30 protein-coding genes, 1 tRNA gene and 6 pseudogenes are annotated in these 23600 nt (G+C 39.2%); 15 read left to right on the top strand and 22 right to left on the bottom strand.

The features are described 5' to 3' along the window. Positions 1–6: 6 nt before the first annotated feature. From F4V57_RS01760 to F4V57_RS01710, 14 genes and pseudogenes are all read right to left on the bottom strand, one after another. The gene (locus F4V57_RS01760; protein WP_070069843.1) at positions 7–1098 is read right to left on the bottom strand and encodes an XRE family transcriptional regulator; all 1092 of its coding nucleotides are present in this window, start codon (positions 1096–1098) and stop codon (positions 7–9) included. A gap of 18 nt (positions 1099–1116) precedes the next feature. Then, complete coding sequence (locus F4V57_RS01755; protein ID WP_070069844.1) at positions 1117–1737, bottom strand: hypothetical protein; 621 nt, start codon at positions 1735–1737, stop codon at positions 1117–1119. 163 nt (positions 1738–1900) lie between these two features. Further along, positions 1901–2398: pseudogene (locus F4V57_RS01750) on the bottom strand (NlpC/P60 family protein); the annotation flags it as partial. A 74-nt stretch (positions 2399–2472) separates the two neighbouring features. Continuing rightward, positions 2473–2784: a hypothetical protein gene (locus tag F4V57_RS01745; RefSeq protein WP_319822798.1), complete on the bottom strand. Its 312-nt coding sequence runs from the start codon at positions 2782–2784 to the stop codon at positions 2473–2475. Further along, positions 2764–2883: pseudogene (locus F4V57_RS15120) on the bottom strand (DUF2213 domain-containing protein); the annotation flags it as partial. The gene F4V57_RS01745 and the pseudogene F4V57_RS15120, both read right to left, overlap by 21 nt. A 123-nt stretch (positions 2884–3006) precedes the next feature. Continuing rightward, positions 3007–3567, bottom strand: coding sequence for a hypothetical protein (locus F4V57_RS01740; protein ID WP_070069846.1), 561 nt, complete (start codon positions 3565–3567; stop codon positions 3007–3009). A 75-nt stretch (positions 3568–3642) separates the two neighbouring features. Continuing rightward, positions 3643–4446: a phage head morphogenesis protein gene (locus F4V57_RS01735; protein ID WP_141729230.1), complete on the bottom strand. Its 804-nt coding sequence runs from the start codon at positions 4444–4446 to the stop codon at positions 3643–3645. Beyond that, positions 4406–4753: pseudogene (locus tag F4V57_RS01730) on the bottom strand (anti-CBASS protein Acb1 family protein); the annotation flags it as partial. The pseudogene F4V57_RS01730 and the gene F4V57_RS01735, both read right to left, overlap by 41 nt. After that, positions 4719–4898 (bottom strand): hypothetical protein, encoded by a 180-nt coding sequence (locus F4V57_RS14855; protein WP_070069848.1) that lies wholly within the window; start codon positions 4896–4898, stop codon positions 4719–4721. The pseudogene F4V57_RS01730 and the gene F4V57_RS14855, both read right to left, overlap by 35 nt. A gap of 8 nt (positions 4899–4906) precedes the next feature. After that, positions 4907–5296: pseudogene (gene terL, locus F4V57_RS15085) on the bottom strand (phage terminase large subunit); the annotation flags it as partial. Continuing rightward, positions 5295–5513 (bottom strand): annotated as a pseudogene (locus F4V57_RS15080) (phage terminase large subunit); the annotation flags it as partial. The pseudogenes F4V57_RS15080 and terL, both read right to left, overlap by 2 nt. Further along, positions 5491–5970, bottom strand: coding sequence for a DUF2280 domain-containing protein (locus F4V57_RS01720; protein ID WP_070069849.1), 480 nt, complete (start codon positions 5968–5970; stop codon positions 5491–5493). The gene F4V57_RS01720 and the pseudogene F4V57_RS15080, both read right to left, overlap by 23 nt. Before the next feature lie 211 nt (positions 5971–6181). Continuing rightward, entirely contained in the window at positions 6182–6490 is a 309-nt protein-coding gene (locus F4V57_RS01715) for a hypothetical protein (protein WP_070069850.1), read from the bottom strand. Positions 6491–6633: 143 nt separating this feature from the next. Next, positions 6634–6927 (bottom strand): hypothetical protein, encoded by a 294-nt coding sequence (locus F4V57_RS01710; protein WP_070069851.1) that lies wholly within the window; start codon positions 6925–6927, stop codon positions 6634–6636. Between the two features lie 292 nt (positions 6928–7219). On the opposite strand from F4V57_RS01710, the gene F4V57_RS01705 reads away from it, so the two are divergent. Beyond that, entirely contained in the window at positions 7220–7681 is a 462-nt protein-coding gene (locus F4V57_RS01705) for a very short patch repair endonuclease (RefSeq protein ID WP_070069852.1), read from the top strand. A 62-nt stretch (positions 7682–7743) separates the two neighbouring features. On the opposite strand, the gene dcm is transcribed toward F4V57_RS01705, so the two are convergent. Then, complete coding sequence (gene dcm / locus F4V57_RS01700; RefSeq protein WP_205634526.1) at positions 7744–9036, bottom strand: DNA (cytosine-5-)-methyltransferase; 1293 nt, start codon at positions 9034–9036, stop codon at positions 7744–7746. Between the two features lie 78 nt (positions 9037–9114). Here dcm and F4V57_RS01695 point away from each other — a divergent pair, with 78 nt between their 5' ends. The 5 genes from F4V57_RS01695 (at position 9115) to F4V57_RS01675 (ending at position 14309) form a co-directional block, all read left to right on the top strand. Next, positions 9115–10521 (top strand): McrB family protein, encoded by a 1407-nt coding sequence (locus F4V57_RS01695; protein ID WP_070069854.1) that lies wholly within the window; start codon positions 9115–9117, stop codon positions 10519–10521. Then, positions 10514–11767 (top strand): LlaJI family restriction endonuclease, encoded by a 1254-nt coding sequence (locus F4V57_RS01690; RefSeq protein WP_070069855.1) that lies wholly within the window; start codon positions 10514–10516, stop codon positions 11765–11767. The genes F4V57_RS01695 and F4V57_RS01690 overlap by 8 nt, the downstream gene beginning before the upstream one ends. An 81-nt stretch (positions 11768–11848) precedes the next feature. Continuing rightward, complete coding sequence (gene xseA, locus F4V57_RS01685) at positions 11849–13102, top strand: exodeoxyribonuclease VII large subunit (RefSeq protein WP_070069856.1); 1254 nt, start codon at positions 11849–11851, stop codon at positions 13100–13102. Continuing rightward, the gene (gene xseB, locus F4V57_RS01680) at positions 13095–13292 is read left to right on the top strand and encodes an exodeoxyribonuclease VII small subunit (RefSeq protein WP_004938247.1); all 198 of its coding nucleotides are present in this window, start codon (positions 13095–13097) and stop codon (positions 13290–13292) included. The genes xseA and xseB overlap by 8 nt, the downstream gene beginning before the upstream one ends. Before the next feature lie 18 nt (positions 13293–13310). Then, positions 13311–14309 (top strand): hypothetical protein, encoded by a 999-nt coding sequence (locus tag F4V57_RS01675; RefSeq protein WP_070069857.1) that lies wholly within the window; start codon positions 13311–13313, stop codon positions 14307–14309. Positions 14310–14313: 4 nt separating this feature from the next. Here the strand turns inward: F4V57_RS01675 and F4V57_RS01670 are convergent, their stop codons facing one another. The 5 genes from F4V57_RS01670 to F4V57_RS01650 are packed head-to-tail and all read right to left on the bottom strand — an operon-like array spanning position 14314 to position 16351. Continuing rightward, positions 14314–14832 carry a hypothetical protein gene (locus F4V57_RS01670; RefSeq protein WP_070069858.1) on the bottom strand — a complete coding sequence of 173 codons (519 nt, stop codon included), beginning with the start codon at positions 14830–14832 and terminating at the stop codon, positions 14314–14316. Then, a complete protein-coding gene (locus F4V57_RS01665; protein ID WP_070069859.1) occupies positions 14813–15229 on the bottom strand; it encodes a DUF559 domain-containing protein in 417 nt (138 codons plus the stop codon). Before F4V57_RS01665 ends, F4V57_RS01670 begins: the two co-directional genes overlap by 20 nt. After that, positions 15226–15615 (bottom strand): hypothetical protein, encoded by a 390-nt coding sequence (locus F4V57_RS15075; RefSeq protein WP_070069860.1) that lies wholly within the window; start codon positions 15613–15615, stop codon positions 15226–15228. Before F4V57_RS15075 ends, F4V57_RS01665 begins: the two co-directional genes overlap by 4 nt. Before the next feature lie 10 nt (positions 15616–15625). Then, entirely contained in the window at positions 15626–16075 is a 450-nt protein-coding gene (locus tag F4V57_RS01655; RefSeq protein WP_070069861.1) for a phage regulatory CII family protein, read from the bottom strand. Between the two features lie 21 nt (positions 16076–16096). Next, on the bottom strand, positions 16097–16351 hold the full coding sequence (locus F4V57_RS01650; protein WP_070069862.1) for a hypothetical protein: 255 nt from the start codon (positions 16349–16351) through the stop codon (positions 16097–16099). A gap of 133 nt (positions 16352–16484) precedes the next feature. Between F4V57_RS01650 and F4V57_RS01645 the strand changes: the two genes are divergently transcribed. From F4V57_RS01645 to F4V57_RS01605, 9 genes and pseudogenes are all read left to right on the top strand, one after another. Beyond that, positions 16485–17150, top strand: coding sequence for a LexA family protein (locus F4V57_RS01645; RefSeq protein ID WP_070069863.1), 666 nt, complete (start codon positions 16485–16487; stop codon positions 17148–17150). Between the two features lie 18 nt (positions 17151–17168). Beyond that, positions 17169–17360 (top strand): hypothetical protein, encoded by a 192-nt coding sequence (locus F4V57_RS01640; protein ID WP_070069864.1) that lies wholly within the window; start codon positions 17169–17171, stop codon positions 17358–17360. Then, on the top strand, positions 17357–17932 hold the full coding sequence (locus F4V57_RS01635; protein ID WP_070069865.1) for an ABC-three component system protein: 576 nt from the start codon (positions 17357–17359) through the stop codon (positions 17930–17932). Before F4V57_RS01640 ends, F4V57_RS01635 begins: the two co-directional genes overlap by 4 nt. Next, positions 17926–18426 (top strand): ABC-three component system middle component 5, encoded by a 501-nt coding sequence (locus F4V57_RS01630; RefSeq protein ID WP_070069866.1) that lies wholly within the window; start codon positions 17926–17928, stop codon positions 18424–18426. The genes F4V57_RS01635 and F4V57_RS01630 overlap by 7 nt, the downstream gene beginning before the upstream one ends. Next, positions 18413–20305 (top strand): AAA family ATPase, encoded by a 1893-nt coding sequence (locus F4V57_RS01625; protein ID WP_070069867.1) that lies wholly within the window; start codon positions 18413–18415, stop codon positions 20303–20305. Before F4V57_RS01630 ends, F4V57_RS01625 begins: the two co-directional genes overlap by 14 nt. Before the next feature lie 306 nt (positions 20306–20611). Next, entirely contained in the window at positions 20612–21205 is a 594-nt protein-coding gene (locus F4V57_RS14845; RefSeq protein ID WP_227515688.1) for a hypothetical protein, read from the top strand. Between the two features lie 11 nt (positions 21206–21216). Beyond that, positions 21217–21627 (top strand): annotated as a pseudogene (locus F4V57_RS01610) (ERF family protein); the annotation flags it as partial. 61 nt (positions 21628–21688) lie between these two features. Further along, the gene (locus tag F4V57_RS14730; RefSeq protein ID WP_169740420.1) at positions 21689–21832 is read left to right on the top strand and encodes a hypothetical protein; all 144 of its coding nucleotides are present in this window, start codon (positions 21689–21691) and stop codon (positions 21830–21832) included. Between the two features lie 106 nt (positions 21833–21938). Further along, entirely contained in the window at positions 21939–22232 is a 294-nt protein-coding gene (locus F4V57_RS01605; RefSeq protein ID WP_070069971.1) for a hypothetical protein, read from the top strand. Between the two features lie 24 nt (positions 22233–22256). On the opposite strand, the gene F4V57_RS01600 is transcribed toward F4V57_RS01605, so the two are convergent. Further along, positions 22257–23279 carry a tyrosine-type recombinase/integrase gene (locus F4V57_RS01600; RefSeq protein WP_070069868.1) on the bottom strand — a complete coding sequence of 341 codons (1023 nt, stop codon included), beginning with the start codon at positions 23277–23279 and terminating at the stop codon, positions 22257–22259. Between the two features lie 206 nt (positions 23280–23485). After that, a tRNA-Val gene (locus F4V57_RS01595) sits at positions 23486–23562 on the bottom strand. Between the last annotated feature and the right edge of the window lie 38 nt (positions 23563–23600).

The following is a 23600-nucleotide window of genomic DNA, read 5'->3' as shown; positions in this document are numbered from 1 at the left end:
GCGCCATTAGGCGCTTTCTTCTACTAGTTTAGGAGTTCTTGGCTTTTTGGGAATCTCTATTCCTACCAAATTTTCAAGAAAACTAACATTCATATCTAAAGCTTGAGCTATATCTTCTGCAAAAATTTTCTTTTTTGCGAGCATGATAAAACATGCTTGAAGAAGCTCAGGCTTCTCCTTAGGAATTAAATGATCTTCTTTCTCTGTAATCGCCTCACCTGTTTTTTTCAGGTAAATCACACCACTAGTATATTGCTCTTGAGTTAATAAACCCAATTGCTTGGCACGATAAAGGATTGCAGCCTTACTCACTTTCCAAGTCTGTTTAAACTCACCCAGCTTTGTCCAGTTATAACGACCATTTCTGTACCAAGTCGGAAAGTGTGTACGCATCATGACTTGAGGAATCAATAAAGCTGAAGCAAAGTGATTAGCTTGAGATTCAGTTAATCGATCTCCAGTCACTATCCCATCATGAAGTACAAGATGCCCCAGTTCATGTGCCAAATCAAAACGCTGTCGACAAATACTTTCCTTCGCTTCGTTCCGAACAAATACAGGTCGCTTGGTTGCTAGAGACAGAGCATCAACTTCTTTTGAAATAGATGGAAAAGTTGTCACTATGATTCCATGTGTCTCACAGAGCCTAACCATATTACTAATTGGCCCTAAGCCTAATCCCCATTTTTCACGGCATTTTTCAGCAATTAATTCAATAGATGAATTTTGAGAGCTTTCAAATGCTTCAATATCATACTTAGGTAAGCGTAGTTTAGAATCAAGATACTCAGTTAATCGCTTAATGTACTCGCCTCTAGCAATCACAATCTGCTTAAATGATACTTTTGAAGTACGGTTACTTCTAAAATGTATTTGATCCTCTTGTAAAACAGGTTTTAGCTGCATAAAAAAAGACTGTGACACATTAAAGAAATGCGCCACTTTATCAATAAATTGATCGTTGGGTGTCGTTTGCCCCGTCTCAACTTTATGAAGATATTGACGTGTTAAGTCCAGCTTGCCACCTAAGTCCTCTAATGATAATTCATTGAATTGTCTTAGAAGCTTTAGTTCCAAGCCATTAAACTGTGTTGTCATGGCTAAGTCATCATGCAATTAGTTGTTTACAGCTTCGGAATCATCGTCATCTTCTTTTTGATTGTCCATATCAGGATCTTCAACCAATGGTGAACCTAAGTCGACTGGTTTTGGTGTTTCAGGTTCAATCAAGTGGATATGATTCAAGCCAGTGATTCTACTAGAATCCCAGTATGCAACTACATCGTCTTCTGCATTGTATCCAGCAAAGATAACAAGTGCTTCATCTTCCTCAGTTGATGGTTCATTAAGAATATACTTCCAATAAACCGGTTCATTTACATTAGATGGGAATAATTCATAATATGAATCATCCGCTTTTTTAGAAAAGCCTTGATTACTTGGATTTAAAAAATCATCTTTGCAGAATCTGATTCGAGCACTACCAATTTGGAAAATACATTTGAATGTACCATCCTTTAATAAAATCGGTACTGAACATTCACCAGACATTATTAAATGCACTACACATGCATATGTCCGACCAAAAATAGTACATCCACGTGTATAAGCATTATCAAATTGATGTTTGAGATCCATAATGGTTTCGTTATAGATATCAAGCATTGGTTGAGCAATAAAACTGATAACCTCATCAGTCAATTGGGGTTCAAAATAAGAAGGATGACGCCATTCCATAAAAATAATCCGCAATAAAAAGTGAAATGTTGGGTTAAAGTCAATTTATTGCTAATTTTAATATCTGTCAACCAACTTTTATTGCTAATTCCTACTTTTGTCAACCAAATGACTTTTTTTCGACATGATATGAGGCTATAACCATCTCACATCATGCTTGAAGTTAAACCTCACTCACCTTAATTGCAGTCACACCAGAAAGCACAGGCAGATCATAACGATGCTGTGCAGGCTGAGAAGTTTGGCCATACCACATGAATGCCTCAAAATCTGACTCTGCATAAAGCGCAAAGCAAACCATGTCTGACTGGTTCCCTCCCAGACATACCAGTTTACCTGTTCTTTGATCACGTCCCACCACAAAGCAAACATGGCCACCGCCCTGTCTGGTTTTTACTGCTACACAACCATAGGCAGGATTTTTAAGTTTGGTACCATACGCGATATCGATATAAGCAAGTGCTCGGAACCAGTTTTTAGGGTATTTTACACCAGCAATCTGCAAGCAATGCGCGACAAATGTGCCACACCACGGCGTTTCATCATCCGTCCACCACGCCTTCAATGCTTTCAGCCAACTCACGATCGTTAAGTTATGTTTTGGGCCTTTGATTTCTCTCAGACCAATGTGCTTGCGAGCTTCCGCAATCCAGCCTAATTCAGGAAATTGACTCATTTTACTTTTCTCCAGATAAAAAAAAGCCCACTGAGAGTGGGCACGGAATGGATTTGTATTTACTTAAAGATGGATCTGAACGTTTCCCGGACTTCAAGAACAATTTCAGCGAGTGATTTACCCTTCATTAACTGCACGGCTTGATAAACAATACCAATACAAAGCATGCCAAATACCGCAAAAATTAGCATGACAAAACCTTGGGCCATGTGTGAGTACATACTCAGCTCGTAGTATTCGATGAATGCGGAACCACCGTACAGACTGATTGAAACGCTAAAGGCGAACTTCATAATCACACCTGGTGTAATCTTGATTCTTCCTTGTGTATCAATATCGCCAGATAGGGTTACCTGAGGTGCCTTGGCCAAACGTACATTCACACACTTTAGATAGCCTTCTTGAGTAAATGAGCGGGATGACTCGCTGGGTGCAAAGTCACCAATCTTGATGTGATAGATAATTTTCATAAATTGGGCTCATAAAAAAACCACCCGAAGGTGGTTCAAACATAATTGACTAGTATTTTAAATTTTTTAAAATATCAATATCGATCATTAAGAAAAATAGATAAATTGAAATATTAAATAATTTCAACTTGCATTTGATTTGAATAAATCAGAAATTTTCTGAGACTCTGAACAAAATTTTTCTACTTTAAATTCAACTATACATTCAGGTTGCCTTAGAAAAGCATCAGCTCCTATTACTAAAATATGATCACCATTTTCAATACGAAAATTTAAACAATTTGGAATTCTATGCTTCATTTTATTAAGCAATTTATTTAAAGAAATAGGTTTAGTAATTTTACCAACTCTTATTCGAGCATTTCCTGGCTGAATAGTAAGATCTTGAAAATCTTGAGGTGTAATATTTTCATCAACTTCACCTATATGTACATCCAAAATATCCCTATAATCTTGGGCATATTGCGCATTAGCACTCAAGGATAATGCATCTCTTTCTCTAACTATTTCATTAATAATATAGTCAAAATTTTTAATTGCTATTTGGCTTGTAACATAACACCCTTCATTGTCTCGACTTTGCCAAAATAATTTAAAGTCTATAGAAGCTTGATTTAGTAATTCAATCGCATCATCCAAAGTAGCTCCCACCTTATTAACTAAAAATTGAAAATTATTCCCCATAGCTTTTACCAATTTAAATATTAAAATTTAGTATATTTTATATTAAGTTAATATAACTTACTAATAAATAAAAATTTAAATAAGGACATCCTCATAATTTGGCAACGCAGTACAACGGCATCGAATGGGTTCACCTGGATGTCCACCTGTAGGCGGATCATCCCAACGAAAAGTTTTACCTTGTTTGTGCTGATGATCCTTCCTTACCCGTTCATCTTTAGCAGTTTGCCAGACATACGTTTCAACACCCATGGAAAGTTGACGCGCTTTATTGATCTGGCCATTCACCTTACCCATCTGATCCGCAGCAATCAGCCGAGCACGTGAATCTGTGCTTTGTCCTAATTGGGCAATTGCCTTGGCTAGATCTTCATTGGTCTGCCCTGTTTGAAAGGCATTCATCACCAAGGCTTCAAGCTTGTCTACATACTGATTTGGAATAGACTTAATCAGGGCCACGTTTGCCGCAATACTGGTATCCACAACATCCTGAATGTCAGAAGCCCGATATAACGGCGTGAGATCCACACCAATGATCGATTTGGTATGCTCTGCAATCTGGGCATCCACTTCTTTTTGTGAATCTTGCACCACTTTAGTTGCCAGTGTTCGGGAAACCTGTGTGGTGTACTTCACCAGCTTCTCACGAAGTTTGGCAAAGATATCGGTAATCCAGCTATCTCCGATATTCTGGCCAACCGTGGGTAGTACGATTTCCTTGGTCTGATCCTGACAGTATTTTGAAATGACAAGAAGCTGGCGCGTGTAGTACAGCTCAAGACGGCGGTTTACTTTTACAGATCTTGGCTTGGTTGCCTTACGGCCCCGCTTACGCTTAAGGAATTTCAGCAGCACCCGCCGTTTGAATTGAAAACTCACTCATCAAGTCAGGTAGTCCGGCAAAGTTATACGTCTTCGAGTCGTATTCTTCATCCTTGTCGAGTACCAGCATGCCGTTCAGGCTTTTGAGTAAACCCACGCTTAGAAAACGCTCAGCAACTGCCTTCATATCTTCTTTGATTTTATCGACCAGATTTGGCGTCCTGATCACATCAATCTTGGATTCATGGACCAGACTGGCAGTGCCTTTTTTTACTGCGGCATGATCAAGCAGATCCTCATAAATTTCCTGTAGAATACTTTGCGGTTCTTCATTCACTACATCGGCATAGCGGAATGCGATCATGGGCCGCTTTATCTCTCGATGTGCCAATATTTGACACAAAATTGGTATATGCCCCTGCATCGCCGATTGCATCGACCGCTTTTTTGACAGCATCTGCGACGATTATTTTGAGTGTGCCTTCAGCATTCTTTTTTTCTTTTGCCATAAATACCTCTAATCAAATACAGTCGGCTTTTTGGCCACAGTGTCATTGATTGCGTCAATTGTCGGGTCCCACTGGTCATCATGATCGTGTGTCATGTCTGCGGTGAGTCCTTCAATTTCTTCAATGTAGTTCAGTAGCCATGGCGCTTCCGCTGGTAGCATGACCATTTTGTCTTCGACATAAAACACCACATCCATGGTCCGCGTAAGCTTGTCAGTGCTTCGCTGAATTGCACGGATCGGTAAGGTGGTTTGTCTGGAAATGGTCTGGATCAGCGTGGTACCTGAGGACTTATCCTCAATGGCCATATAACGCAGCTTGCCGATTTCGGTATTGCTTTCTTTGTGCCTGTTAATAAATAACTTGGCTTGCTTGATCAGTTCCGGTGCTTCCCACTTTACCGCTACCAGGTGGAACGTTTATGACCAGATTATCAATCCGGCCTGCAATTACCTCGTCAATCGCCCAGGCGATGTATTCATGATGCCAATTGACTGAAAACTTAAAGCCCATGCGGGGCATGAAAAAACGCCGTGTAAAGAACAAGTGTTCTTGCTCGCATTTCTCACGTTCCAACTGCATTTCAAGCAGGCTAGTACTTACCTTCGAGTTCATTTAACACCTGCCTTATCTGCTCAGGCGTTGCAACAACATGGGTGACTGGTTCGGGATTGAGTGGATCTCCACCTGCGCCGGTAAGCTCAGTTTTGTTTGTATACTTCCCGCCTACATCCTCAGCAGCTTGTCGCAAAATATTTAAAGCAGCTACCCGGTTTTTACTGTGCTTCTGGTATTGATTTTCTAAGCGCTGCAACCGCACTGCCAAATTTGCGATTGGGATTGTTTCTGGTTTGGCCAGAAAATCTTTACGTGTGGCTTCAAACTCTTTTCTCAGCTCCTGGCTTAGATCTTGCCCCGCTCTTTTGGTTGGATCATATCTTTCACACTGCTGCCGAGAGACATTTAAATCCTTGTATTCTTCGTTGACGAGCTTTGCTGTTTCTTCTGGTGTATTAAATACAGCAAGTGACCGTACAATAAAGAGTTTCACCTCTTTTCTGAGGGCTGCCATAAATATCCACCTGTCAACGTACGTCAACGTAAATAGTCAAAAAAAGAGCTCGAAGGCTCTACTTAATCAAACACGTCCCACAACTTGCAGCTGTATTTTTTTCAGATACAAACGGCGCTTTTTTAGTTTTGGCTTTGTATGTAGCAATGTTCATAAATTTAGTTCATTAAAAAATCCACCGAAGTGGATTTTGATTTTAATTAATACATTTCTAGTTGCATTTAATTGTCTTGTTTAACACTTTAAAGCTTCCTGTAGTAACTACCTGAGACATATATATCGTCTGACTATGGGTTTGCAAATTATTACCAACTTCACTAAACCCTTTACCTTCACAAACCAACTCAGCCTTTTTATTAACTTTATCTTCCATTGCTTGATTTGAGCCAAATATATTCGAAGTAGTTTGTATCATATAATTACCAGTATTTAGTTTTGTCGCTTGAGCTGGAACCATTTGAGCACAACCTGTTAAAGAGACTGTTGTTACTGCAAAAATTAAATTTAGATATTTATTCATAATTACGTAGTTCATTGTATTAAAGAAACAAAATAAATACATTATATTTAATAGTAATTACAGTCAATTTTTTTCTGATGCCTATTTTGAATTCGTTGGCGTTTCTAGCCAACAAAAAAGCCCATCAAATGATGAGCTTTTTTTCAATCTAGCAACTTGCTTAACTGACTTTTCAAATATGCCAAATAGAGATTTCGATCTTCATAATTTGGTATTCCAAAAACCCAGAAAGCATAACTCTTAGATCTAAACTTAAATTTAACATTAACAGTTTTGACTTCGATAATTGCCTCTTCTTTGCGCATCTCCACAAATAGCTTTAAAACTAAGGCAAAAAATTTAAGCTTATTATCTATTTCATATTCCGACGGTTTATATTGCTCCAGTGCTACAGCAAATATTAGCTCACACCACTCATAACCATCTTCATCATCCATTCAGTCTCATTTGATTATTTAAAATAGATAACGGAATCGACTTATAGCACAGGAGACAATCTTTAACTGTTATTAAGGCCAATATAAAAAATTAAGCCACCAAATAACAACAAAGCCCGCATATGCGGGCTTCAGTTCTGGCCATTTACTTATAATTCGACCACTATAAGATCAAAATAGCACTTGTCCTGCGCAGGGTCAAGTTTTCAATACTTAAACCTAATTCATGCATAAAAGCATATCTCTTAACATTATATTATGGATAAAACCCAGTTATGGTTCATAAAGCAATATGGTTGACGTCGTAGATCGTGAAACCCGTAGCCGTATGATGTCAAATATCAAGGGACGGAATACCAAGCCTGAATTAATGGTGCGCAGTCTTCTACATGCACGAGGTTTTCGCTTCCGTATACATCGTAAGGATCTGCCAGGTAAACCTGATATCGTACTGCCTAAATACAAGGCTATTATTTTTATACATGGCTGTTTCTGGCATGGTCATCAAAACTGCAGATTATTCAAGTTACCTGCCAGCCGTACCAAATTCTGGGAAGCAAAAATTTCCAGAAATCAGGAAAATGACATAAAAGCCATGCATCTGCTTTTAGATAGTGGCTGGAGAATATGTACTATATGGGAGTGTGCAATACGCCGTTCCAGAAAGGATCCTGCACTACTTATGGAAATACTTACAGCATGGCTAGCTGGTACCGAACCACTTCTGGAGATAGATGAATCAATGATGAACTGAAAAAGGGAGATAACTCTCCATTTTTCAGTGAAACCGAGTTTTCACTTACATGGGATAGCAAACTAGAATAGTTTTAGCTGTCTCTCTGCAACAATCTTTTCAGCCTTATCAAGACAGCTAATTATTTGTCCGGCTACAGCCTCAATAACCTTTACGCATACAGAATTGCCGAACTGCTTATAGATTTGTCCATGTGAAACTGCATCGACTATATAGTTCTCAGGGAATCCCTGCAGGCGCGCGCACTCACGTGGCGTCAGCTTACGGGGGTTCTTGCCATGCTCGGCCTGTGAAATGAGGATTTCCGATCCATCCTTGTAGTAGCGTGCACTCAAGGTATTGGAATACGGACTATCGCCTGTATAAAGTGTATAGCCAAATCCGTTACCCTTGATTCCGTGTTCTTCCTTGCGGCGCTGGTGACCTTCCCATAGACGGTCGGAAATCGTATACACATCTTCAGTATTCTTGAATCTGGATACATCTTCAAGGATATCGCCAAGCCGTGTCTGTGTCTTTGGAGGAACAGGCCAGCTGAAAAGTTCTTTAAAATCGCACTCTTCACCAAAGTATTTTCGGTCAAAACCTACTAGGAAAACACGCTCACGGTTCTGTGGTACACCAAAATCCGCTGCACGTAGTACCTTGACATCAACCCAGTAGTTCAGTTTTTCAGAGAGTGCTTTTCTGGTTTCATCAGAAAGCGTTACATCCAGATTCTGTTTCTGATCAAACTCACCACGTAAAATTTCCAGAATTGTCTGGAGTGTGCGCCCTTTGTCATGTCCCTGCAGCTGCTTTACGTTTTCCAGCAGGAATGCTTTTGGCCGCTTTTCTACGAGAATGCGCTGAATCTCGAAGAACATGGTACCACGGGTATCCTGAAAGCCCTGACGTCTGCCTGCCTGTGAGAAAGCCTGACACGGGAAGCCTCCCAGAAGAATATCATGATCAGGAATGTCAGCTGCTTTAATCTGTGTAATGTCACCTGACGGCAATTCACCAAAATTTGCAGCATAGGTCTTCTGTGCGAACTTGTCCCATTCAGAACTGAATACACACTTTCCTTTCAATTTCTGAAAAGGTAAACGAATTCCGCCAATACCGGCAAAAAGGTCAATAAAGGTGAACTTATGCTTCTGGTCAGGATGCTCCCTGAATGGAGCCTTGTCTGGCAGGGCCATGATCTGCTCCCATTTGGCTTTTGTAGGTACGTGCTCGCCACTTTCCCAGCCCCTGACTGTTCTTTCACCATTCTCTTTCATATCGAGAAGCAATGCGAACTCTTTAAGGGATAACCCCATGTTATTTCTTTTTTGTCTGATATAAGATGAATCGAGATCAACGTACTTCACAATAACTTATCCGCTTTTTGACCCGGCTATTAAACCACGATAGTCATTAATGCGCAATCAGGATTAACAGGATTTATAATGATCCATACAATAGATGACCTTATTCACAAAATATCTACTTATGAAAGTGGAATGGATCTAAATAGAGTTCCCAGTTGGCCATCTCTTAGATTTTCGAATACTGGCCGGCGTGGTGAAAAGAAAGAATTTGAAATTTCATTATTTTCTCTAGAAAAAACACTGATAGATATTAAAAACAATTTCAGTGAATTTGAAGTTATCTCGAATTATATTGAGAAACAATGGCGAGATGCTTTTTCAAATTATCTAACTGATCCTGTCGTAAATGCTCTTTCTACTGTACAGACATTGCCTTTATATTCAGTCGTACATAAAGTTTTGTGCGCTGTAAATAATATCGCTTATGTTGAAAAACAAATGCCCCTCACTGAAACCTACTTAAATAATACAATAGCGTTTCTGAACAGACAGGTGCATAACTACACAGCCAGTATCTCTTTTCATGAAATTACAACGGAAATTGATAGTAAAGGAACAGGCGAAAACATCATTTACTACGGCGCACCAGGAACCGGAAAAAGTTTTGCAATAGATCAAAAAACAGGTCCTCATAACTCAATAAGAACAGTATTTCATCCTGAAACGCAGTACAGCGACTTTGTTGGCTGTATCAAACCCTCAATGGGTGATGACGGAATTGAGTACAGTTTCAGGAAAGGTCCTTTTACCGAAGTACTTATCAGGGCTATGAATGATCCTGAGCAGCATTACTACCTGATTATTGAAGAGATCAACCGCGCGCCGGCTGCTGCAGTTTTTGGTGAGCTTTTCCAGCTTCTAGACAGGAATGCTGATGGAAGAAGTTCATATACCATCGATATCAATGATAAGGATCTTTTACAGATCTTTAATACGGAACTTTCAGGCAAATTTCCTGACAACAAGCTTTTTATCCCTTCGAACCTGAGCATCTATGCAACAATGAACAGCAGCGATCAGGCTGTCATGCCACTGGATACTGCTTTCAAGCGTCGATGGAAATTTAACTATATACCGATTAATTTTTCGAACTCTCCAGAAGGGTCTTTTGAAATCATTGCAATGGATAAAGAGCATCGGATCAGCTGGTCTGATTTTGCACAGTCGGTGAACAGAATTCTCTCTGCCGAAGCAATCCCGGAAGACCGGCATCTTGGTCCATGGTTTGTGACTACAGAAGAGATTGCCAGTCCTGAAAGTTCAGAGAAAACCCTGACCGGGAAAGTACTGATGTATCTATGGGATGATGTGTTGAGACACACGGAACGGACTGTCCTTTTTCATCCGGACATCCGGACTTTTGGCTCACTCGTTGAGCATTACAGCCGTAAAGCCGTTATTTTCTCGGACAGGTTTCAAAACCAGTTGCAGGAAAAACTTATAGCTGTACTACCAGGCGAAACGGAAGGCATTACTGGTGAATAGCATTCTGGCGCAGAGTGAATACCTCACAGACAGGATGCCTGTAGAGCAACTTCCTCCGAGGATCGCAAGTTTTATAAGGGATAAGGGACTAGTCAGCTCTGTTAATGGAATGAAAGTTTCATTCTGCGGACTTGTCTGCCATGAGGGCAGGAACTATTTTTTCTTTCCACGCAAGTCGGACATTTATGAGATCCTGCTGAAACCGGAAATATACTGTAACCTTCTCATGCAGTCTCTTTTAAAATTTGCAAGATTTTCGAGAACCCAAGTCCATAGCCCTGAAGATGGTGCAGATGAAATGGGTTTCGACAAGCTTGAGCTTTTCCGGTACCTGATATCAGACTTCCAGCAACACGGTATATTCAGGGATGAAGAGATACTGTCCAGAAAGAATACAGGTAAGACTGACTGGAAAAGAACACTTAACCGGTCGGTTTCCTATCCTGATGCTAAAGGCAATCCGGTTTATCTTGACGTATTCGGCAGACAGAAAACTGTCAGCATTTCTGAAATAACAAGGATTCATGCAGGCATTCTTGCCCGGATCTATTCGAGATACGGTTTTTTGTTTGGTGGTAAAAATGCGGTACCTTATTCACTCCTACAGTACGGTGAATCCGGACTGGCCGTCAGGGCTCAGATCATCCTGTTGAAGCACGAGGCAAGAAAGCATTTTGCAGATCGCCATACACTCCTTCTGGGAAAGCTTATAGATTTTCTTGAGGCCCTGAAGGGAAATCAGGACATGAATATGGTCATCGGGGTCACACGTTTTCATGTGGCATGGGAACATATGCTCGCAAGGTGTTTCCGCAACGTTATTGACATCAACAGATATCTGCCAAAACCGGTTTTTCTGGATAATGATGGAAATTCTCATATTGCCAGTCGATCGGGCATGAGAACAGATATTGTCATTGAGAACCGTGAAGACAGATCACTTCATGTAATGGATGCAAAGTACTACGATGCAACCCAGGTTTCCAGCTCTCCCGGCTGGTCTGATCTGGTAAAGCAGTTTTTTTATGAAAAGGCTCTCTCCCAGCTTTTCCAGTTTGAGGGATACCAGATCAGGAACAGTATGATTTTTCCAGGAAAGCAGAAATTTTTCGACAGCATAAAAATGCTGGACGAATGTTCAAGACAGTTTCAGGATGACTACTTTCCTCCTATCCACTGTATATATATTGACCCTCTTGATATTTTAAAGACATATCTGGATGAAAAGCATTTGCCTGACGGGTAGAACAGCTATAGCGATGGTAAATGTTTATTCTCTCACCCTTAGGTTTTATACTGCTTTTTCAGTCAATCACTATAACGATTAATGTCAGATCACCCTTTATCACTTAACGAGTATCTTGCCTCAGTAAGGGAAGTCATACAAATGACTTTCGATGAGCCTGTATGGGTAAAGGCCGAGATACGCAACCTGACTATTAAGGGCGGCCACTACTATCTTGAGCTTGCCGAAAAAGAAGAAGATACCGACAAGATAATTGCAAGCTGTAAGGCGACGATCTGGAAGTTTACTGCCGCCAAAGTTGTTTTGAAGTTTGAGCGGGAAAGCGGTATTGAGCTTTCTAAAGATCTCAACGTACTGATCCGTATTAAGGCACGTTTTGATCCACAGTATGGCTTTTCAGTAAATGTCGAGGATATCGATTCAAGTTATACACTGGGCGATATTGCCAGACGTTATCAGCAAATTGTTGATCGGTTAAATAAAGAAGGCCTTCTCCATAAAAACAGATCTTTGCCTGCACCTTTCGATATTAAAAGCGTTCTGGTTATTGCTCCACTCAATGCGGCAGGTCTGGGTGACTTCAAGAAAGATGCCGATGTACTGGATCAGGCCGGCGTATGCCATTTTGTTTACCACAGTGCTACCTTTCAGGGTAATACCGCACCTGAGAGTGTTATAAGTTCTGGTTTAAAGCAATGGGCAAGTGATTATAAGGATCCGCCAGATCTGATTGTGATCATACGTGGCGGTGGTGCCGTAAATGATCTGGCCTATCTGAATGACTATGATCTGGCCGCCTTGCTCTGCAAGCGCTCAGTACCAGTATGGGTTGGTATTGGCCATGAGAAAGACCGGACTATTCTGGACGAGATTGCACACCGCTCTTTCGATACACCCAGCAAGGTAATCGGTGGTATTCGCAATCTGATTCAGGAACGTGCACGTGAAGTTATGGATCATTTGCAGACGATCAAGTTACTTTCTCAAAATCAGATCAGTGCTTATCAGAGTCAGAATGATCAGTACATGAACATGATTAAAACGCTGACCACCAGCCGGATCAGTGAAGCTCATAAAAATATTGATACTCTAATGGAAAGTACGCGCTACTTTGCACAGTATCAGCTTAAACTGGCATCTTCGCATATCGAGAGCCTGATCAGGGAAACACTGATTCAAAACCCCAAACATGTGCTGGGTAAAGGTTATGCCATTGTCCGCAGCAACAATCTGGCTATTCGTTCCGTTCAACAGATCACTGATTCATCCATTGAGATTGAGCTTCAGGATGGATTTATTCAGGCAGACGTCAAAAAGGTAATTCGACATGACTAAAAAAGAGCTTTCATTCAAGGATGGCTACGATATTTTGAAGAAAAATGCCGAGCTACTGGAGTCTCAGGAAGAGCCGGACATTGATAACCTGATGAAGATTGTCGAGGAATCAATGACGGCGTACAAAGCCTGCAAAGCCAGAATTGATGCAGTTCAGCAGGCTTTAAACGAGACATTTAACAACCCTTAAAATATTTACTTTATAAACATGATGAAACATACTGATATAAAAATTGATTTAGCCTTTATCACTACAATATATTTAGGATATCTTTACTTAAGTGGCAGAATATTTATCGATGGAGCAATCTATAAAACAGGTAATGAAACCACAAATATTGGTTTCGATTTCACAGATTATGTTTATGAAGGATTCCTGATAAATCTAGGTATTCCTCAATACATAATTTTAGCTGTATGCATAATTTATTTTATAGCAAGACTTAAAGTTAATAAAAAAGAGTATGAAATATCCTATTTATTGTTTTGTGAATTCTTAAATAATCCTTCAGATTTTAATAAAAACAACTTCAAAGGCACCAAAAATAGAGTATTACGAAAATATATACTCGATTCGAGAAGAAAAAAGAAAGTTGGTTTATTTCATGGTTTTCATAACGACCTTTTAATTTCATATCTATTAATGATAACTCTATTAATCTCACTTATGCTTTTTTTTCTTAGATTGTCAGACTTCTCAGTTCAGGGACAAGAAGCCTCACTGTCTAGAGTCTTAAATAGCAGTGTTTATATATTAAAAGATAAAGAAAAAATGTATCAGCTAGCTTGTGGAAAAGATAAATGTATTTATGCAAATAAAATATTTAGTAATTTTATAGCATTAAAAGAAGATGAAAAGAAAACATATATACTCGAGGAAATACCAAGTTTCAGTAGCAAATACAATACAACTGCTTTTATCTTAAGTTCAAAAAAGAGTAAAAAAACTCAAGAAATTATTATTCAAATAAACATGCACTCTAGAAAAGAACCCTTACCATATAAATACGATGTAAAATTAACAACATCAACAGATCACCATAATAAAAAAATCTATAGTGATCAGCCTAATGATTTCTCAGATAAGTTAAACAGCATTCAATTTGTTAAAGAAAAAAGTATTCCTTATTTTGCTTATTTCAAAATTCCATCCGATGAAAGTATTGTAAGTATATCAATACAAAATTTACCAGAGATATATGATTAATCTTTTAGAGATTAACCATATACCCAATAAACCCATACTTACAATGCAACACTGCCAGACCGCATTTTATGTCCTGTCTGGCATCGTTCTGGGTACGTTGATCGTTTGTCATTTCTGACCACGATTGCCCGCGAAAGTAACGGTCAATTAACGCGTCCATCCAGTCGTCTATAATTTCACTCTGGCCAGTCAAATCGAGAATCAGGCGCTGTACCGCTCGTGCTTCATTATCATTGATCATGCACTTGATTCTGGACTTATGCTTTCGGTACGGTTCGCTCTCACTTGCAAAGTAACTGGCAATGATCTCGCGTTGTTTTTTCTTACCCAGCCGTTTCAAACGCCGCTGCTTTTCTGCCTGTATCATGGCCGATGCTATCGGATTACTGTATGCGCCACTGGGAGCACCGGTAAAACTTTTCTGATCCAGCCATGCACCAAACTGGTACAGCCAGCCTTCCAGATCAAATCGGGACCAGTCCACCGTTTGCATAATATGCTTCTTATCGATCATTAGTGTCATTGAATCCCCCAATCATTTTTTCTATCTGCTGTACCGCTAAACCTGATTTAACTTGCGCTGTACTGAATCGTAAAACTGTAAAACCCATCATTGCCGCTGCGTTGTATTTTTCCATATCCCCGATATAACCTTTGCCTCGTGTATGGCGTCCGCCGCTCCAGATCCCGCCTTCAACCTCTATCAAAATTTTTGTACCTGTAATCCAAAAATCTGCCCGCCATTTTCGTTTTGTATGGAATCTATATTCCTGCTCAAAGCTGATTCTGCATGCTCTCAGGTGTGTTGCCAGTACATTCTCGCCTTCACTTGGCTGTCTGGTACCCTGCTTTGCTGAACGGCGTTTTGTTTTTTTCACTGGAAATAATTCACGGTATTCAGCAAGGCTCATGGATGTCATGCCGCCCCCTGCAACGAGCCCTTAAACCCGACCTGCTTGAGATATCGCTCCCACTGTTTGGCCTGCACAGGATCTGAGAGTTTCATGGCAATTCGTGCCGCCAGTTGCTCGTAGCTTTCGCCGGCGTAGGCAAAGAACCCTGCAAACTCGGGATGGTGTGCCAGTTTTTGGGAGAAAGCTGTGATTTGTTTGTCGGTGAGCTGGTTAGCTACACCCTGCTGGCGTCTAACCTGCTTGTCGTGATTTGCGGTTTGTTCACGTACCTGATACTTGGCGTAGCAGCGGTGTGTTTCCCCTGCACGGTCTGCCAGTGTGAGTAACACGAGTCGCTGGCTTGAATTTTTGACTTGAGCCTTCCACGCCCAAATACTTGCGTCTAAGCTCATAAGCTTTTCCTTATTTGTTCATGCATGACTGCACCTGCTTGTCGAGTTTGGCCAGTGCCACATGCATTTCATGAATGACTCGTGACATATCCAGCGCCTCGCCCTGCGTAATCCGGCCATCGGCCATCATTTCCCTAAAGGCTTTAGATACATTGCCCTTGTGTATGGCCAGATATAAAAAGGTGTCCATCAGGCTGGTATCGCGTTTGCTCTCGGGGATATCTGGTAGGTCGATTGCCACCTTGCCCAGTCGGGCGCACATTTCCTGCAATATCCGGTAGTCCCCTGTAATCTCCATCAGCTTGACTGCCTCAAGCAGTGTGATGTGATGGGTATGTGTGTTCGGGTTGACCTTGCTATTAAGCACGGCAGGACTTTTGATGCCCATACGTGGAGCAAGTGCTGATGCGCCGCCTTTGTAGTCATGCACAGTGTTATAAGCAGCATCTAATATGTTCATATCGAGTTCCTTTGAACGTTTTTATTCGATGGGTACTTTATTACTATTTTGGTTGTAATCGTTTAAGACTGGATATAAACCAAAATGTTGAAGAATTTCGGCTTCAGAGACTTTTCCTTTACTCGCAGTAGACAAAGCTTTTCTAAGGTTTCTACGTGGTTCTTTGTACCCATATAGCAAATGAGTCTTTATATAACCGACTGTAGTTCCTGCTTCTTTTGCATATTGCTCTAATTGTTTTGGGCTTTGCTGAAGTACGAAATCTCTAAATTTCATGGATTGATCCTCACCTATCAATCCAAATATTACCTTTTAGGTAATGTAAAAACAACCTTTTTTCTTGTTTACCTTTTTGGTGATAGAACTAAAATTGACATATGTGACTCGTCACAGAACATTCAGGATAAATATGGACAGCAAATCAATTAGATACAAAAATACTCGTTTACTTGTTGATCAAGTTGGCGGTGTATCCAGTTTTGCTGAAAAAATTGGGAAAGGTCAATCACAAGCGAGCCAATTCGCTGGTACTAATCCAATAAAAGGAATTGGTAACAAAGTTGCTCGTGAAATTGAGATTGCCTTTGATAAACCTCATGGGTGGTTGGACTTACCTCATGAACAGGAAATTACATCTAAAGATGTAAACATTTCTGATCCTATTCCTATAATTGGTAAATTGATTCCAGTAATTTCTTGGGTACAAGCTGGTACATGGACATCAACGGAAGCTATACCATCCAATACGCAGTTTGAAGAATGGCTTCCTCCAAATCCTAAATGTGGAAAACATGGCTATGGTTTAGAAGTTGTTGGAGAATCAATGCTTCCAGACTTCCGCCCTAGTGACAAAATATATGTAAATCCTGACTTTCAAATAAGTGATTTAAAAACAGGTGATTTGGTTATCGTTGCATGCGACGGGGAAACAGAAGCAACTTTCAAGAAGTTGATCGTAGAAAGCAACGGTATGTATTTAGAACCCTTAAACCCGAAATGGCTTGAAAAAATCATGGAGCTTCGTGAAGGATGCAAATTGGTTGGAAAAGTTGTTGGGCTTTATAGAGACGTTTAATTAAAAGCGAGAATGATCATGGACTTTCTTAATCAAAATTTATCAGAAATTCTGTCTTTTCTAGGCGGTGTACTAGCTGGTGGAATTGGAGGTGTAAGTATTACTAAATACATGAGCAAAACAGATAACTCTAATAAAACAATTCAAAAAAGGATCAATGCTGGTGGCGATGTTGCAGGCGGCAATATTGATAAATCTGTTAAAAAATGAGTAGCCAAAAAGATATTCAAGCTGGGGGTGATGTTGCTGGTGGCAATATTGATAAATCTCAAAGCTATCATATTCATTTACCAGCTAATGGTCATGTATCCTTACTTCAGCCATTTCTTGATATAATGGCGAAAATAGAAAGTGGGAATAGCATTGATATTGAAAATGAATTAGATGATATTGAACATTATTCTAAGCATCATCGAAGTGATAATAGAGGTCTTGAGAAAAAGTTAGAAGATTCTGGTAGACATTATATGGTTGATGATGCTGTAAGATATAAAACAAAAGCTTCTCAATTTATTTTAAAAAATCAAGACAAACCAGCTTTACTATATCTTATTGGAAGAATATTAAGCAGGATAAAAATAACATACGATTCATTAATCGTACCGTTAATTCAAGCTGATGCTTCAATTGAAATAATAGAAGCAAATATTTTTAAAGAAGTAGTTACTCCTATACAGAACACATTGGTTGGTACACCATTATCTTATAATGACGATTGTGTAGTTCATTTAATGTATTTTCTTGCTGGTAATTGTCATATTTGTTGGGATAAAAAATGTTAATTTATCACCCAGCTTTTGATTCAAGTAATTGTTGCTACCGGTTGATTACAATTTTCAACCATCTTAATCCTAGAGTTACTTTAGAAAAGGATAGATTAAAAATTATTGATTTCTATGTAGTATTCCCTAAGAAATTAAGTACAACAAGAATTCCTAATGAATTTAGAAAGCTAAAATCAGAGTTGAAAAAAATAAATGATACTTATAGACCTTGTAGTAATCCATTTTTCATGGCAAAGAAAATGGGCGGAATTCAAGAACAAGTATTAAAAAAACTTGTTAGTAGTAAAATATTGAGTTTTGATATTAATAGTAACTCTTATGGTAGAGGTGAGAATTTTTCAAAACTTGAAATTAACGGAGATCTTAGTCCTTTTTTATCCCAAGAGAACAAAGAGTTATTTTTGGAATATTTAACGAACTACCCTTTAAAAGGAAAAGATGGAATTAAACATAGGACTCTCCTAATGGAATATCGATATGACAACATATAATACTTTTACTGCTAGCAATCTATTATGCATTAAATCAAAACAGATTGTTATAGACCTCCAGTTAAATTTAGGTTTAAATGTTATTTATGGAAACAATAGTGTTGGAAAATCAACAGTTCTAGATTTAATATCTTATGCACTTGGAGCAGAAAACATTAAATTTAAACCTGCTGCTTTAGTATGTGATTTTGTTCTAATACAAGTAAATATCAATGAATCCACAATTACAATTAGAAGAGAAATCAATAATTCCAGAGCTTCGATATTAATATATTTTGGAGCCATCTCTGATTCACTCAAAGCTCCCGATAGTGAATGGCTAAAACTGCCTTATAATTCTACAGAGGAAAAGTCCGGATTCTCAAAATTTTTCTTTGATTATTTAAATTATCCATCAACTGTTTCTACTGAAACAAGCATTACGACTCATCAAATTCTTAGATTACTTTATGCAGAGCAAAAAAATAATAATCTACCAATTTATCGAGAAGACCCTTGGGATAACACAGAAAAACGTATTGCAATTAGAGATTATATTTTAGGTATCTTCAGTGGAGAGTTATATGAACTTCAGTTAGAAAGAAGAAAAGCTGACAAAGAGCTATCTGCAACGATTAATCGTATCCAGTCTTTTTTCCAAATAGTAGGAAAGACATCAGATCATCTTATTGAAGATCTTTTATTAGCCGAAAAGCAAAATCTAGAATATAGAAAAAATGTTATATTAGAAAAAATTCACAATTTAAATACAACCATTACTAGTACTAATACTTCTGACAGTCAAGTTGATGAGCAAACTCGCCTTAAAAACCAACTAAGTGGCTTGAATAAAGGAATGCTCTCAATAGAAGATAAACTTAATGAAATAGCTTATGAAAATACAGATTTAGATCAATTTAAACTCGAATTGAAACATAGATTAATTGATATAGAAAACGCTATTAGCTCTAACCAAATAATAAATGACATTGATTTTGAGTTTTGTCCTTGTTGCCACGAAAAAATATTAAAATCCACCGATACAAACTCCTGTAATCTATGTAAAAACCCAGTAAACACTTCGAATAATAATTTAAATTTATTACAAATGAAAACTGAAATAATTTTTCAAATTCAAGAAATTGATAAAATTATCAATGATAATAACCATCATTTTTCTAAATTAAATGAGGAATATTCATCACTTAAAACTAATGTAAATAAAAAAGAACAAGATTTGAAACTTCTTACATCAAGATGGCATACAGATTTCGAAATTGAAAGTATTAGGGCATATAAAGAGTTAGGAGAGATAGAGACAGAAATAACTGGTATATTACAAAAATTAGAAATAGCTCAGGAAGTTAAAAAACTCCAAGATCATCGTGACAATCTGCAAGCCAGACTAAATTACATTAATGATCAGATCAAACTATTGCAAGATCGTTCAAAAAATGAATTATTTAGATTACTAGATAAATTAAATAAAATCTTAAAATATCTACTTTCTTTAGATACTGGTTTACAAACAGAATTTATGGATCCAGATAGTGAAATTTTCGTTATTTTTGAAGATAATGAAATAACAGTTAATGGTACAAGTCATTTTTCTCAAAGTTCATCAATATTACTTAAACATTTATTTCATTTAGCTTTATTACTATTAGCAAATGAAGAACCATCTATGCGCTTACCTAAATTTTTAATATTAGATGGTATTAATGATGGCGGATTAGAACAAAAGCGAGCGGAAAATTTACAGGCTATAATTGTTCATGTATCACGTATGTTGACGTCTCCTTTCCAAATAATTTGTGCTACCTCTGAAATATATGAGCCAATGCAACCTTTTATAACACGTAAATACACTGACGGTGAAAAAACATTAAATTTGCGATAAAAGGTAATTTTGTATTGCAATAAATTACCTTTTTGGTAATATTTATCTCGTAATCAATAAAAAAGCCCCTTCACTTTGGACGGCGACGGGGCTTTGCACTTAAGCGAGATAAGTATGAAACAAAAACCTATACAGAGTCAAACCACCTCTATCCTATACCAGCAGCCCACTGCCCTTGAGCAACGCCCATCACGCTGGAAATCTATCTACACCACTGCCAAAGAGTTCTGCCTCTTTGCCCTGCTCTCATTTGTACTTTGGGCCGTTATCCACCTTTGCTACATCGCTGTTGCGGGGTGAATCGTCATGACCTATAAAATATTTTCGAACACTCAAAAACGTACATTTCCTGTTCAACCGCAGCGCAAAATATACCCGACAAGTTATGGCGCACACACACCTGAAAGCCATGTAAATACTGGTGTTTCGGCACCATCTATACAAGGTGGCAGCCACAAGCGTGTAGATCGTTTTGCAAGCGCTTCCACATCCGTCGAAACAACCCCGTTTGTGGAGCATGTGATGAACAAGAAACGTTTTACCACCCCGTTTCAGCAGTATTTATATCAGGACACCAACGGCTACTTTAACGTCCGTTTGGGCCCAAAAATCTATCTGGTCAAAGTTTCTTTAGATTACACCCCAAACTTTGACAACGAATTTTTAGGTGGCAAAGAGGCACCAGCGTTTAACTGGAACAGCATACTGGTCAAAGACACACCAGAGAGCCAGCCGCGCCCCATTACCCAAGATGAACTCACACTGTACTGGTTTAAACCAAACATTAAAAAGGTTGTGAATTATCAGCGTGCCATCAAGCGGCGTGCCAGATCGCAGTCACCGCGCTACAGCAAAGAGCAGCGCATCGCTTACCGCAATAACCAGTACAACAACGCCTGAGGAATAACATGATGAACGTCGCAGTAAATACACAAGCCATGGCCGCTATAAATGCCTCAAGTACCTTGCAACTGATTCAGCTTGAGCTTAAAGCGCCAAAAAGCAAATTCAACAAATTTGGTAATTTCCATTACCGTAGCTGTGAAGATATTTTAGAAGCCGTTAAGCCGCTACTGCACAAGTACGGCGCTACCCTTGTTGTCAGCGATGAAGTGCAGCAGGTTGGCCCACTGGTCGTGATCACGGCCAAGGCTATCTTTACCGAAGCAGACGGAAAACAGACCGTGATTACTGCCCATGCAGGGGTCGATATCGATAAAAAAGGCATGGACGTTGCGCAGACCTTCGGAGCTTCAAGCTCTTATGCGCGCAAATATGCCCTGAATGGTTTGTTCCTGATCGATGATACTCAAGATCCAGATCCCTACTAACCAACCAGAAGGCTGCCAGCCAGCAGTCTTATGAAAAGTTTAAGGGCCATACATGAGTTTTCGTTATTCATCACGCTACCGCACCCTTGTGGTGATCGGTAGCAAAATGAACCACTATTTTGACAATGTAAATGCATCGGAAATATACCAGCTCATCGAAGACGCAAAATTTAAAGAAGCGTGCTGGAGAAAATAAAACCGTCTTGAGCTGCGATGTTCTGCATGAGTGACCATATTGCTGACCCTCTGTGGTCACTCTTGAGAACATTGCAGTATTTGGGGAAATTTTGAAGGGTAAGGTTATGGAAAAATATATATTTGTCATTGAAGCAGAAAAACCACCTCAGGTGTTTATCAATGAAGTCATTCCAAATATCGGTAAAGTTATTGAAATGAAAGCTGAGGAATTACCCAAGAGAGTTGATGCAGCCTGGCTGCAAGAGCGGTTTTCTATTTCGCGCAAGGCCTTAATAGAAAAGTTGCGGATTTTTAATAAAGGGACCGATACCAAACATTTATACGACCCCAAAGAAGTCATGCCAATTCTGGAAAACCTACATGTCACCAATAAGCGTGGTGCAAGACGTAAAAATTAAGGGAGCAATTGCTCCCTTTTCTTATTATGAAGCATTCATCATTTTGGCAATATCCGAGGCCGTAGGATTATAGTACGTATTGATCAGGGTTCTGATGTCCCGATGTCCAGTAACCTTGGCCAGAATCTCGACAGGCAGCTTACGTTTGTTTACGAGTCTGGTGATCGCTTCGTGCCGTGTATCATGAAAATGAACCAGATTGTGCAGCTCCGTTTTTCCAACCGCTCTTTGCCAGCACAACCGAAAAGAATTACTGGTATGTGGAATTAATTTAACGCGATCGGCATGAGGCACCAGATCCAGCAGTGCTCTGGCTTCTGTCGAAAGTGGTACATTACGTGAATCACCATTTTTGGTCATGGGCAAATGTATGTAATCGGCGTAAATATTGTTGCAGGTAATACCGATAATTTCGCCTTTTCGCATGGCGGTTTCAATCGCAAAAAGAAAGGCCCAGGCAACATACTGTCGGGGTGTTTTGGGTGTGGTGCCCGCTTTATAGTTAAGAGCCTCAAGTATGGTCTCGATTTCACTCTGACTGATTAATCGATTACGCGCGGGTGGCTTGGCCGGTTTGATCACTTGCGCAAATGGATTCTCTTTGAGCATAAACAGTTCATTTTTTGCATAGTTAAAGACCGATGTATAAAGACACATCTGCCGATGCACGGTTCCTGCTGCAACTTCCTGTAGTCGTTTATCTCGCCAGTTTCTTACGTCAATCGCTTCGATGTCATATATTGATTTTTCAGCAAGATCGCCAAAGTACTTTTTAAAGGTTTTAATTTTTAGCTGTTGCTGAATATAAGATTTGCCCCTTTTCTTACATCCCACCTCGTCATAGTATTTCTGAAAAAGTGCATGGAATGAAAAGTAAGCTTTTCTTTCTATCGATTTCTGGGGATCATATTCCGCTTTCATTTCCAGTAAACGAATGGCTGCCCACTGTTCACATTCCCGGGCGGTATCTCTGGTAGCGGTATCACGAAGATTTTTATAACGGACTTGGATTCGCCAAGCATTGCCGCGTTTCACTGGTTTTTGCATAAAATCACCTTGGTGTCGTAGCAGCACCAACGACAAAAACCAAGTAGAAACTTGGTGTCTATTTGGTGCTAAAACGGAAATAATAAGGTGTTTTTGACGCAAATTTTGAGGATTTTGCACCCTCAAGCTGACCAATTTAGCATTAAAAACTTAGGTTCTATTCCAATTTTAGCTACTTAAACTATTGATATTTAAGTATTAAAATTTGGTAGGCATATCCAGACTCGAACTGGAGACCTCTACGATGTCAACGTAGCGCTCTAACCAACTGAGCTATACGCCTAAGTGAGCGCATAATAACATTTTAGAAAAAACAAACAA

The organism is Acinetobacter qingfengensis, from assembly GCF_008693185.1.
GTDB classification, from domain to species: domain Bacteria; phylum Pseudomonadota; class Gammaproteobacteria; order Pseudomonadales; family Moraxellaceae; genus Acinetobacter; species Acinetobacter qingfengensis.
This window is presented reverse-complemented; position numbering and strand designations above follow the sequence as displayed.